Annotated in this window: 10 protein-coding genes; 1 reads left to right on the top strand and 9 read right to left on the bottom strand. The window is 68.6% G+C overall.

Annotation, left to right across the window (positions count from 1 at the left end; translation table 11 throughout):
• Positions 1–302: 302 nt before the first annotated feature.
• The 3 genes from H9L09_RS03905 to H9L09_RS03915 are packed head-to-tail and all read right to left on the bottom strand — an operon-like array spanning position 303 to position 3,407.
• Positions 303–743, bottom strand: a complete 441-nt coding sequence (locus H9L09_RS03905; protein WP_187579424.1) for a PTS mannitol transporter subunit IIA — start codon at positions 741–743, stop codon at positions 303–305.
• Positions 740–2,020: a zinc-binding dehydrogenase gene (locus H9L09_RS03910; RefSeq protein WP_187579425.1), complete on the bottom strand. Its 1,281-nt coding sequence runs from the start codon at positions 2,018–2,020 to the stop codon at positions 740–742. Before H9L09_RS03910 ends, H9L09_RS03905 begins: the two co-directional genes overlap by 4 nt.
• Positions 2,010–3,407 carry a PTS mannitol transporter subunit IIBC gene (locus H9L09_RS03915; RefSeq protein WP_187579426.1) on the bottom strand — a complete coding sequence of 466 codons (1,398 nt, stop codon included), beginning with the start codon at positions 3,405–3,407 and terminating at the stop codon, positions 2,010–2,012. The genes H9L09_RS03910 and H9L09_RS03915 overlap by 11 nt, the downstream gene beginning before the upstream one ends.
• 580 nt (positions 3,408–3,987) lie before the next feature.
• Here H9L09_RS03915 and H9L09_RS03920 point away from each other — a divergent pair.
• Positions 3,988–4,236, top strand: coding sequence for a hypothetical protein (locus tag H9L09_RS03920; protein WP_187579427.1), 249 nt, complete (start codon positions 3,988–3,990; stop codon positions 4,234–4,236).
• A 224-nt stretch (positions 4,237–4,460) separates the two neighbouring features.
• Here the strand turns inward: H9L09_RS03920 and H9L09_RS03925 are convergent, their stop codons facing one another.
• The 6 genes from H9L09_RS03925 to H9L09_RS03950 form a co-directional block, all read right to left on the bottom strand.
• Complete coding sequence (locus H9L09_RS03925) at positions 4,461–5,459, bottom strand: sugar-binding transcriptional regulator (protein ID WP_187579428.1); 999 nt, start codon at positions 5,457–5,459, stop codon at positions 4,461–4,463.
• Between the two features lies 1 nt (position 5,460).
• Positions 5,461–5,832 (bottom strand): ATPase, T2SS/T4P/T4SS family, encoded by a 372-nt coding sequence (locus H9L09_RS03930; protein WP_343065193.1) that lies wholly within the window; start codon positions 5,830–5,832, stop codon positions 5,461–5,463.
• A 40-nt stretch (positions 5,833–5,872) separates the two neighbouring features.
• Positions 5,873–7,165: an ISL3 family transposase gene (locus H9L09_RS03935; RefSeq protein ID WP_187577008.1), complete on the bottom strand. Its 1,293-nt coding sequence runs from the start codon at positions 7,163–7,165 to the stop codon at positions 5,873–5,875.
• Positions 7,166–7,357: 192 nt separating this feature from the next.
• The gene (locus H9L09_RS21885; protein ID WP_246456252.1) at positions 7,358–7,648 is read right to left on the bottom strand and encodes a hypothetical protein; all 291 of its coding nucleotides are present in this window, start codon (positions 7,646–7,648) and stop codon (positions 7,358–7,360) included.
• A 54-nt stretch (positions 7,649–7,702) separates the two neighbouring features.
• Entirely contained in the window at positions 7,703–9,196 is a 1,494-nt protein-coding gene (locus H9L09_RS03945) for a sialidase family protein (RefSeq protein WP_223164203.1), read from the bottom strand.
• A 368-nt stretch (positions 9,197–9,564) separates the two neighbouring features.
• A complete protein-coding gene (locus H9L09_RS03950) occupies positions 9,565–12,525 on the bottom strand; it encodes an HYR domain-containing protein (RefSeq protein WP_187579429.1) in 2,961 nt (986 codons plus the stop codon).
• Positions 12,526–12,563 lie beyond the last annotated feature (38 nt).

The raw sequence follows: 12,563 nt of genomic DNA on the forward strand, positions 1-12,563 counted from the left end.
CCCCCGCCTGCATGTCAGCTCAGACACCTCGCCCGAGCGGCTTGTCCGTTGTGTCCTCGATCCTGGATCAAGATCGCCCGGAAGTGAACCCCTGTTGCACGGCCTGTGGATGGCGGGGACAGGCGGGATGGTGGCGACGCCGACCGCGTGGTGCTGGTCCTCGAGCCCGCGTGAGCCCCGCCTCCGGCCGGCCTGGGCGACCGCCGGTGCGGGAGCTCTCAAGGCGTCCGGTCGGTACCCGGGCCGGCGTGCCCGGCCGCCTCTCGGAAGCGGCGGGTTCCGTTCTCGCCTCCTGCAGCTCTTTAACCGCCCTCGAGAATGGCGCACACTTGGGAGCGGGTTGGTGCGGTTCGTAGTTGCTGGATCTGGTCGTCGTCGGTGAAGACGCCAGACAACTGGGAGAGCAGGTGCAGGTGGTCGTCCCCCGCACCTGCGATCGCGATGACGAACTCGACCGGGTTGCCGTCCCAGTCCACCGTCTGGGGGTACCGCGTGAACGAGATGGCGGTGCGGCGGATGGCGCTCTTGGCCGCAAGCGTGCCGTGCGGAATGGCCAGCAGGTTGCCCATGTAGGTGGACACCGAGCGCTCGCGCTCGTGCATGGCGTCGACGTACCACGGCTCCACCGCGCCGGCGGCGACGAGCAGCTGGCCCGCCGCGGTGATGGCCTCGTCCCGTGTGGCACCGGGACCGTCCAGCACGATCGCCTCGTCGGTCAGCAGGTGGTTGGCTGCTTCGCTCATCGCGTCGGTCCCCCTGTCCGGGGTGCGAACGCCTCGAGGACGTAGGCCTCGGCATCGCGGTTCCAGATGTTGTCGTGAGGAGCGCACAGCTCGGCGAGCCTGGCGAGGCGGGAGTCGCCGGCGGCTGCGAAGTCGGCGATAGCCGTGAGCTCCATGTCGATGTGCGGGTAGATCAGGATCTTGCCACCGGTGAAGTCGGGCAGTGTCGACAGCGCGTCAGGCACTGCATCCAGTCCTCCGACGTGCGTCACCATGCGGGAGGGGTTGATGTCGCCCGAGGCGGAGAGCCTCAGGGACTCCTCCATGTCCGAGCGGGATCCACCCGAGGTGCCGACGACGTGAGTGCTCTCGTAGTGCACGTTGTACAGGTTGAGGCTGGCGGCGAACGACCTGTCGGTGGGGCCGGCGAAGAAGTTGAGGCAGCCGTCCTGCGCGAGGATGGCGTCCCCGGTCTCGGCGAGCGCCTTGCTCGCGGCGAAGACCACGACGTCGTCGTACCCCTGCCCGTCGGCCAGCTGGAGGAGAGCTTGTTTCGCGTCGATGCCAGTGGCGTCGAGGAACACCAGGCGGGTCCCGCGGGCGAGGGCCTCCTCGGGCGGGAACAGTCGGCGCAGGCGCTGCAGACGCTCTGCGCTGACGTCGACCGCGACCACCAGACTGGGGTGGTAGGGGCCGTGCAGGGCATAGTCGATCGCCCCGATGCCCATCGCTCCGCCGCATCCCAGCAGCGCCAGCGACCCGCCGCTGCGAATGCCCATCTGGTGTTCCCAGACCAGTGGCTGCGTGTGGTAGTTGGCATGGAGGGCGCCGATGATGCACGACATGGGTTCCGCCAGCGAAGCGTTGGCGAAGTAGCTCTCTGGGTAGGGCAGTACACAACCCTTGTCGATGGCGACCTTGGGGACGATGCAGTAGGTCGCGTCGCCGCCGAAGTACGGATAGCTGTAGCCCGGGGAATAGCCGCTGGGTAGTCCCATGGTCGGCAGGATGGCGACGCTCTGACCGGTCGTGAACCGTCCGGTCAGCTCCGATCCGACCTCCTCGACGACGCCCGCGAACTCGTGGCCCGTCATCACCGGGACGTCCCCGACGTCGTCGGGCACGCGCTTGTGCTCCTCGCCCAGCGACAGCGCCTTGTACGTCGACAGGCACATGCTGCTGCTCACCACCCTCAGCAACAGCTCGTCGGCCCCTGTGGCGGGCAGCTCGAACTCGCTGACGGCAACCTTGTCCCTGCCATGGATACGGGCGGCCCTGGTCAGTCGGTCACGCGTCATGGTCTGCCCCCTTGAGGCTGAGGTCGTGCTCGAGACGGTCGAGTGCGGGATCGCCGAGGAAGTTCTTGATCGTCACGATCTCGACGTGTGGCCGCGCACCGGCGGCGCGCGCCGCGAGGTTCTCGTGGACGACCACGAGGTCGGTGTCATCGGGGATCGCCTCGATGGCGGCGTGCACCACGGTCACGTCCTCCCGACCGGCCCGCTCCAACTTCTTGCGGAAGGCGCTGGCGCCCATGGCGCTGCTGCCCATGCCCGCGTCGCAGGCGAACACGATGCTGCGGACCTGAAGACGGTCTGCGGACGCATTCCGTCCGCCGTCACTGCCGCCGACCGCGCCAGCGAGCACCGCACGCCCCTCGGCCTTCATCGCCTGAGAGCGCTCGGTCTGCAGCTCCAGGTCGTCGGCACTGCCCTCGGGGTCGCGTGAGGCCTTCAAGATGACGGAGGTGACCAGGAAGCTGACGAGCGCGGCCACCAGCACCCCCGCGATGACACCGATGTGATCGCCCTTCGGGGTCAGGATGAGGTAGGAGAAGATCGAGCCCGGGCTGGGGCCGGCGGTCAGCCCGACGTCGAAGAGCATGAAGGTGGCGATGCCTGACATGCCGCCGGCGATCATGCCGACGATGGTCAGCGGCTTCATCAGCACATAAGGGAAGTAGATCTCGTGGATGCCCCCGAGGAAGTGGATGATGATCGCGCCGGGGGCGCTGTCGCGGATCACCCGGTTCTGACCGAACAGCCAGAACGCAACCAGAAGACCCAGTCCCGGACCCGGGTTCGAGGCGACCATGAAGAAGATCGACTTCCCGTCTTCTGCGGCCGCCTGAAGCCCGAGCGGGTAGTAGATGCCTTGGTCGATGACATTGTTGAGGAAGAGCACCTTCGCCGGCTCGTTGAGCAACGACAGCAGTGGCAAGGCACCGGTGTCCACGAGGGCGTTGATGGCCTGGAGCAGGACATCGTTGATCGCGCCGATCAGTGGGCCGATGGCCTTGTAGGCGGCAATGATCAGACCGAGCCCGAGAAATCCGAGCGTGAAGTTGTTGACGACCATCTCGAAGCCGGATCGGATCCGGTGCTGGATGGCCTCATCGATCTTCTTGATCAACCAGGCGCTCAGTGGCCCCATCACCATCGCACCGAGGAACATCGGGATCTCCGCCCCCACGATGAGCCCGATGGTGCCCAACGCGCCGGCGACGCCGCCGCGATGTCCGTACACCAGCCGACCGCCGGTGTAGGCCAGGAGCAGGGGCAGAAGGTAGGTGATGATCGGTCCGACGGGCGCCGCGAGGTCCTCGTTGGGCAACCACCCGGTCGGGATGAACAGGGCGGTCAGCAGGCCCCACGCGATGAAAGCCCCGACGTTGGGGATCACCATCGCCGTGAGGAAGCCGCCGAAGGCTTGGACGCGCGCACGATTGCTGGTCTTCTCCGCGGTCGTTGGACTGCTGGCTAGTTGTGTCACAGTGAGCCCTTTCGCTCGGTTGTTCCGTCGGTGTTGAGGCGCAGCAGCAGATCCACCTTGCTGCGGTCGGTGCGCGCCAGGACGCGATCGACGTTGAGCCGGTCACTGCGCTCGTAGAAGTCGACCGCCGCCTCGCGGCTGTATCCCCGCGGACCTTCCGCTCGATCAGCCGATCGCGGAGAAGCTCCGGCTCGGCCTCGAGGAAGACGTTGAAGTTGGAGTGGAGCGCCAGGTCGGCCCACCCCGGCTCGTCGAGCAACAGCCAGTTGCCCTCCACCAGCACCAGACTGGCCGTCACTGGGCAGTCGCCCGGCACGACGTCGTGCCGCACCCGGTCGTAGCGCGGCCAACACATAGGCTGTCGACGCGCAGCCTCGAGCTGGCGGGCCAAGCCTGCGACGTCGTAGGTCTCAGGGGCACCCTTGATGGAGTTGAGGGGCACCCGTTCTCCGTCCCGGTCCACGTACCGCGTCTGCAGGTAGGCAGCCGGGTGATGGAAGCCGTCGATGCCCACCACGTCGAAGTCGAGATGGCGAGCGCGGTCCTTGAGCAGGACCGCCAGCGTCGACTTGCCGGCGGCCGGCGGCGCCGCCAAGAACACGAAAGTACGGCGGTCGCGCTGCGCCCGCGCCGAGAGACGCTCCAGCGTCGGCAGCAGCAGCCCGTCGATCAGCTCGTGATCGACGACGACCTCGGTCTCGAGCCCGTTGACCAGGACCGGCGTCGTGTCCTGAGGGGCTAAGGAGGGGCCGCCGACGGGTTCCATTCTCACCTCACTGCTCATTTGAGCATCCTCTGCTCATCTGAGAGTGAAGTACATCACTCGTGCACCGACGCGTCAAGGGTCACCTGGTGAGGACGCGTTGCAGCGCAGTCGCGTGGCAGCGCTGCGCGGGGTCTCCGACCGGGCGTGGGACGTGGGCCAGGAAGTGCTGTGGGGGTGGCCGACCGAGCGTGGGACGCGGGTCAGGAAGTGCGTCGAGCGGGCACGTGCGGTCGTGACGAAGGACGCCGACCCAGTGCGTGCGACTCGACGGCGGGCAGTGCGAGCAGCGCGCCCGCTGTCCGATCATCGGTCACCAACGAGGTGATGAGGCCGGAGCGGGCGGTAGCGGCGATGGCGGGCGCCTTCTCGACGGAGCCGGCCACCGCGAGGACCTGGGGGGTCGCCAAGAGCTCATCGACCGAGACCGAGATCCGCCGCCGGGTGACGGCCGCGTCGACCGTCGACCCGTCCTCGCGGAGGAAGATGCCCGCGACCTCGGCGAGAGTGCCCTCCAGAGCCAGCTCCGCACGGTCGGCCTCGGTGACCAGAGTGTCCAACTGGGTGATGGGTGGGGTCCAGGAGCCGACGGCCAGCACAGCGAGGGACAAGTCGGCGTAGCGCTCGAGGGCCCCTCGGACGGCGGGATCGCTGCGGAAGGTCTGGGCCGCGGTCTCGGACGCCGCGAAAAGAGGCGCAAAGATCGCGACAGCGTCCACGCTCGAGCGGCCCGCGATCCGGCGAATGACTTCGACCGGTGACTGACGGAGGTCGTTGCCCACCGTGCCCGTCAGCTGGATGATCGTGCACGGCGGCAGGTCGGCCAGCTCCTCCCCGATCGCCGCGAGGGTGCGACCCCAGGAGAGGCCGAGCAGGTCACCGTCACGGACCTGCTCCTTGATGCGCAGCGACGCGGCCCGTGCGAGTCGTCGTCGGTTGTCTTCTTCGTCCTCGCCGGCCTTGACGACCACGCACTCATCCAACAGGAGGTGCTCGGCGAGGTCCGCCGACAGCGCGTCACGGCGCTCGTCGAGATCGTTGATCTCGATGGTGACGACCCCGGTCTCTCGCGCCTGCTGCAACAGACGAGCCACCCGGAACCTCGACATCGAGAACTCCTTGGCCAGGTCTGTCTTGGCCGCATCCTCGAGGTAGTACCGGCGTGCGATGGCAGATAGCAGACGCCGCTGAACGTCGTCCACGTCACTCACCTCCGCCCGTCGAACCCACATCTACCCTACGGCAGAACAACGCCCCCGCCGCTGACGGTGACGCCATGCCCGGCAGCCCGGCGTTGAGCGCGAGCAGAAGGTCGAGCCACTCCTCATCCCGGACCTCGCCCACTGTGATCTGAGAGGGCCGCATGCGCAGGCTCTCTTGGACCCGGTCGCGCAACCGGACCTCGCCGGTGCCCTCCAAACCGCGTCGCCTGGTCTGCAGCGCGACCCAGCCGGGACACCCGGGCCACGTTCGCTCCGAACCTTCCGACCGCAAAGTGCGCAGGCAGACCGTGCCCACCCGGATGCCGCTCCGGCACCCAGACATACGGGAACGGGTCATCGCCCAAGGAGTCATGCAGGGACCGGAAAAACGGCTCTCCTGACTGATCCGTGGGTCATTTCCGGCCGGGGAGTGCGGGTCGGTGGCCGCCGAGGTTGAGCATGGCCAGGGCGATGAGGGCGTCTGGTGACTTGAATCCGAACGCGACCCTGGTGATCAGGCGGATCTTGGTGTTGACCGACTCGATGCGTCCGTTGGACAGGCCGTGCTCGATCGCGGCGAGGATCGAGGGCCTATGTTTGACGATGCGGCGTTGGAGGTCGACAAAGGTCGGGATGCGGCAGCGACGCGCCCAGCCGATCCAGGCCTGGAGGGCCTTGGCGGCTTCGTCGTAGCCGAGCTGGAAGACGAGCCGGAGTCCTTCCTTGAGTAGGTAGGCCCTGTGCAGCGTGGGGTCGGTCTTGGCGATCCAGGCCAGCTTCGCGGCCTGTCGGGTGGTGAGGTTCTCGGGGTTCTTCCATAACGCGAAGCGGGCGTGCTTGAGGGCCTTCGCGGCGCCGGCGGCGTCTTGACGGATGCGTCCACGTGACCATCGGATCCGGTCGGCGCGGCCGCCTGGTCGGCTGCGGGCGGCGTTCCATGCTTGACGGCGGACGTCGTCGAGGGCCTCGGTGGCCCACTTGACGATGTGGAAGGGGTCCGCGCACCGCACCGCGTTCGGACACCGGTTGGCGACCACGGCGCTGATCCAGTCCGCGCCGTCGGCACTGACGTGGGTGATCTGGGCGCAGCGTTCCTCGCCGAGGGCGTCGAAGAACTGCTCCAGGGTTGCCTTCTCCCGGCCGGGTGCAGCCCACACCAGCCGACCGGAGTCGTGGTCGACCACCACGGTGAGGTACTTCTGCCCTCGCTTGTAGGAGATCTCGTCGATCCCGATCCGTCGCAGCCCGGCGAACCGGTCGTGCACGGCCTCCACGTCCGCCCAGACCCGGGTGATGATCGCCCCGACGGTGCGCCAGGCGATGCGCATCAGCTCGGTGATCGCGGTCTTGGAGCACTGCGTGGCCAACCAGGCGACCTGCTCGTCGAAGGCGAGGGTGTGGCCGGCGTCGTGCCGCGCCCACGGCACCGCTGCCACCGTCGGGCCATGCACCGAACAGTTCACCCGCGGGGCGTCGGCCTCGAGGAACACCTGGATCGTGCCCAGGTCCAGCGCCCGCCACCGACGTCGTCCCTCCCCGCGGTCGTAGGCCGACGACCGTCGCTGGCACCGTCCGCACCGGGCACGTGCCCGGGCACGTGCCCGCACATGGGCGATGAGCCGCAGCTCGTCCTCGTCGTACTCGACCGACTCGATGACCGTCTTCTCGACCCCAAGCAGGGCGCGCCATAAGGTGGCGTTCTGCACGCCGTTCTCCGCTCTGTGGTTCCTGTTCCTAGACAGCTCAGAAACCTAGATAGGGAACGGCGTGCGCTCGTTCAGGCGCGCTCAACCACCCACGGAAGGGTCAGGAGAGCCGGAAAAACGCCCCGAGGTCCTGGCGCACCTGTGCCTCGTCGTGACACCCGGCGTCGCGATAGGTCAACGTGCCAGAGCGATTCAGCCGATTGGCAGCTCAGTACCGCCGCAGGCGCCCCATAGCACGACGCGCAGCCTCTGCCCGCGAGCGCTCAGAGTTAGCAGGTCCACCGCCATGGGAACGACGCCGTGACGACTCAAAGCAGCCGCCGACCTCAGCGGCGTCCGGACACAGGTGAGCTCGTGACGGCCCGCCCGCGCGACGAAGACCCGGCTGGGGTCATTGATCCAGATCTCTTCCACAGTGGGGTCGTCGAGGTACTTCTGCAGCGGGCCGAACCCGGAGACCCGGCTGACCAGCTCCTCCACCATCGCCTCGGGCGCTCAAGCCCCCGTGCTTGTCAGCTCAGACCCCTCGCGAGGTCCCTACGGTGCGGCGAGCCGCACCGACACCACGTCGGCGCGGTTGTTCGGGTCTGCCGTGCTCACCGAGAAGAACGCCAGGAAGTCCTGCCCGGCCGAGTCCAGCCCCTGGTAGTCACCCAGGAAGAGCCCTCGGGCGAACGGCGCCTGCTCCATGTCGAAGGGACCGCCGATGTGCTGCTCGCTCCAGGTCGCCCCGTTGTCGTGCGAGTGCGCGAGGAACGCGTCGGTGGGCAGGCCGGGAGTGGCGTCGTTGCTCCGGAAGTCGTAGTAGGAGACGCCGACGGTGCCGTCGGAGGACACTTCGACCGCCGCGTTGAAGGCTGCTGCCGGCACCGGCGTGCCGTTGACCTTCGCCGGCGCGCTCCAGCTCCGCCCGCCGTCACTCGACTGCGAGATCACCACGTCGGGCCGGGCGCCGGCGGAGTACCGTCCGTCCGCCCACACCACGTAGACCCGGCCGGAGTCCCCGTCGACGGCAATGTCGGGGATGTTCGTGCCGGCGCGCACAGGCTGCCCGGTGTCGGGGTCGCAGACCCGCTCGGCACCGCACGGCGCGATCTCGCTGAAGTTGGCCACCTTGGTGACCGGCGACCAGTGCAAGCCCGCGTCGCGCGAGGTCATCACCCCGATGAAGTTCTGGTTCGGTGAGGGTTGCAGGCCAGATCCGCGACCGGTCCAGAACACGTCGACCAGGGTGCCGTCGGGCAGCACCGCGACCTGGTTCCCCAGCGTGAACACGTTCTGCGCGCTCATCGCCACCGGCGCCGACCAGGTGGCTCCGTGGTCGGTGGACCGGGAGAACATCGGCTGCCCGCGGTAGGCGAACGAGTGGAACTCCGAGATGTCGCTCCGGCTCCCACCGGGCAGGGCGCCGCGGTCCCACACGGCGTAGACGTAGCCGTCACGGGTCGGGTCGGCCGTGATCGACTCCTTGTCGTTGAAGTTCAGCCCGTTCGTGTCCCGGAGCAGCGTCTTCGGGGCGTCCCAGGTGGCGCCGCCGTCCGTGGACTTCGACACCAGGATCGCCGAGGTCTCCAGCAGGTCCGAGACCGACAGCGAGATCTGGTAGGCGTTGCCCGACGGGTCGAAGGTGACCCACGGGTCCGAGGCGCGCTCGTAGGCGTTCTGGCCGGTGCCGCCGGCGCACGCGCTGAAGGCCGCGAACGTGGACGACCAGGTCAGCCCTCCGTCGGACGATCGCGCTGTCACGAGCCCCCGCGCCCCGCCGTCGGACCACCGGTCCTGCTGGAAGACGCCGATGACGTTGTCCGGGTTGGTCGGGTTGACCGCGACGAACGGTTCCACCTCGGTGTTGGGGTAGACCACCGAGTCGGGCAGCATCTGCCCCACGGTGCATCCGCTGAACGGGCTCGGGCCGGACGCGGTGACCGCGGGCGCCGCGGTGTAGGGATAGGCGTGGACGGGGCCGGCCAGGCCGGCCGCCGCTCCGGCGACGAGCGTCGCGACCGACAGACCGACGAGAACCGAGCGCATGACGACCTCCACCGAGCGAGTTGGCCAGGCTCCGGTTTCCCGGCCCCGCACTCCAACGTTGGCACTCCCCGGTCACCGCCGACATAGCCTTCCTGGGCTGCCCCTACCTCGCTTTCCGACGACGTCGACCGCTCGTGCCCAGGCTCCGCGGCTGGCCACCGGCTGGACCTGGACGTTTCACTCGGGCGAGCGGGGGAACTCTTCCAGCGTCCGGTCGGCAGCACGACCGATGTGCCCCGCCGCATCTCGGGAGCGGCGGGTTCCGCATGTCCGCCGCCCCACGGCATGAGTTCAGTCCGGCACCCAACGAGCGTGCGTTCTAGCCGAGCGTGGCCATCGCGGCAACGCCGCCTCGACCGAACCTGCAATCACGAGCAGCCGAGCACTCCCATGATGCGTCGCGCATCGCGAATCAGGCTGGCGGCGTCCGACGTCGAGATCTTCTTGCCCGACTGAGCCTCCACCTGGCTGATGAACGACGTCAGCTTGTCGCAGGCCGCGCTGGTGTCGCCTCTGCTCACCGCCGCCTGTGCGCTTTGCAGAGTCGTCAGCAGGCTCTTCCGGGCGGGTGCGCTCGACAAGTTCTGCACCTTCGCCTGCAGAGCGGTGAGCTGGGTGACGGCGCCCTTCACCGTCACGGTGAAGGTCGCGCTGCCGGTGTTTCCGGCCGCGTCAGTCGCCGTGCACGTGACCTGGGTGGTGCCGATGCCGAACGTGCTGCCCGAGGCGCGGCTGCAGGTCACTTCCGGGCTCACCGGGTCCGCGTCGGTCGCGGTCGCAGTGAAGGGCACTGAGGCCCCCGCGGAGGAGGTGGCGTCGAGGATCACGTCGGCCACGGTCACGGTCGGCGCGGTGGTGTCGACGACCCAGCTGTAGCCAGCCGGAGTCAGGTCGACATTGCCGGCAGCGTCCCGGGCACGCACCTGGAACGCATGGCTCCCTTCGGCCAGGCCGCTGTAGGTCTTCGGGCTGGTGCAGGCCGTGAACGTGCCCCCGTCGAGCTTGCACTCGAAGCCCGCCACACCGACCAGGTCGCTCCCGTCGAACGTGAAGCCGGCTGCGGTCTGCTTGGTCGGGTTGGCCGGCTGTGTGACCGTCACCCGAGTGTCCGGGGCGATGGTGTCGGCGACGGTCACGGTGAAGCTCGCGGTGCCGGTGTTGCCGGCCGCGTCGGTCGCCGAGCAGGTGACCATGGTGGCGCCAAGGGCGAACGTGCTGTCCGAGGCCGGGTCGCAAGTGGCCTCCTTCGTCCCGTCCACGGCGTCCTGGGCGGTGGCGCCGAACGTCGCCTTCGCGCCAGCCGGCCCGGTCGCCTCGACCTTCTTGTTCGCCGGAACGGTCACCACCGGGGCGGTGGTGTCCGAGACGGTCACGGTGAAGCTCGCGGTGCCGGTGTTGCCGGCCGCGTCGGTCGCCGAGCAGGTGACCGTGGTGGTGCCAAGGGCGAACGTGCTGTCCGAGGCCGGGTCGCAGGTGGCCTCCGTCGTCCCGTCCACGGCGTCCCGGGCGGTGGCGCCGAACGTCGCCGTCGCACCAGCTGGCCCGGTCGCCTCGACGCCCATGTCCGCGGGAACGGTGACGACCGGAGCCGTCCGGTCCTCGATCGTGAAGCTCCCGGGTGTGTACCCGGTGATGGTGTAGTTGCTCCCCGGATCACCGCCGGTGCACTTGGTCACGTAGTCACCGACGGCAGCGTCGGAACCGATCGTCACCTCCTCGGTCCCCGAGGCGTCGTACACGGCGCCGGTGGGCTCGGTGAGGAAGCCGTCCTCACCGAGGAATCCGGTCGCCGGGCAGGTCACGCTCGGCGCCGAGGTGGACCCGTGGCTCTGGTCGGGCGGGCTGCTGGCGGTGACCACCACCGCTGCTCGGTCGACCACCAGCGTGCCGTCGGCCCACGACACGGTGTAGCTGGAGCTGGAGAGGCCCGAGCAGTGGATGGTGTAGCTGCCGGCCGGTGTCGTCTCCGAGAGCACGATCGGGTTCGCGTAGCCGGTGTCCGTGCTCGCGTAGACGCGACAGGAGAGCGTGCCGGTGAGGCTGCTCGTGCTGATGCTGTAGGTGGCGTCGAGCGAAGGCGGGGTGGTGCCGAAGGTGTAGCGCTTGTCGTTCGCCGTGATCTTGAGCGGCGGCGGCAGGGGGGCAGTGATCGTGAAGGTGCCGTCCCGGTAGGAGCCGATGGTGTAGCTCGGGCCCGGGTTACCGCCGGAGCAGTGGCTGACATATCTGCCCTGAGGCGTGGTCGAGCCGATGGTGACCGGCCTGAAGATGTACTCGCTCGTGCTGCCGCTGGCGAGGGTGTATCCGCCCATCTGTCCGGTCGGTGCGGTCACGAAGTGATCGCTGCCGACGAAGCCGTTGCTCGTGCAGCTGACGGTCGGTGCGGACGCGGTGCCGTACGGCTGGCTGAGCGGCGCTGCGGTGGCGACCACGGTGAGCAGCTTCTTGCCCGAGCTGAAGCTCTGCTTCACCTGCGGGGCAAGGGCGTAGTTGCTGATGCCGTCCTCGCTGGCGGTGATCGTGCAGGTTCCCGAAGCGCGCACGGTGACCATGGCCCCGCTCACCGTGCAGGTGCCGGGCGTGTCACTGCTGAAGCCGACCGTGACGGTGGAGGCCGACGCGTAGCTCGCGATGTCGAAGGCGGCGTCGCCGAAGGACTTGCTGGGCAGGGTGGTCAGGTCGAAGACGATGCCTCTGACGGTCAGGGTGGCCGGGTCGGAGGTCACCGTTCCGCCGCAGGTGGTGGCGACCGCCCGGTACTGGAGGTCACCCGGGCGAACGGACGCATCGAAGCTCATGGTGGCCCAGGCGGAGCCCGACGTGGTGCCGTGCTCGACGAAGACGTCGCCGGGGGCGTCGGTCCAGGTCTTGCCGCCGTCGGTGGAGGTCTGCCACTTCACCTGCGGGGTTCCGCCGTAGACGGCCGTCTCCGAGACGCTGACGCTGAAGGTGACGGCGGTGCCGTAGGTGGCGGTCAGGTCGGCGGGCTGGTCGAGGAACGTGGGAGCCGGAGCGCAGGGGCGGACGATCTGGTTCAGGATCCCTTGGGTCTCGCTGGACCGGTACGCCGCGGACGGGGTCGTCGTGTCGAGGAAGACGGCCGATAGGTAGTCCTCACCGATCGGCAGGTCCTTGGTCGTCCAGGTGGCTTGGCCATCCGCACCGACGGGGACCGTGGTCACCAACTTGCCTCCGCTGAGGATCTCGACGTTCCCGCTCAGCACCGGCTGATCCGATCCGACCACGGTGGTGCGGGTGGTGATGGTGACCGGGTCGTCGTCCATCGCCGGGTTCGGCGAGCTCGTGAGGGTCGTCGCCGTGTCGAACACGGGCGCGAGGATCGGATCGCCAGGCGTGGAACCGGCCG

This window comes from Nocardioides mesophilus (assembly GCF_014395785.1).
Lineage (GTDB): Bacteria > Actinomycetota > Actinomycetes > Propionibacteriales > Nocardioidaceae > Nocardioides_B > Nocardioides_B mesophilus.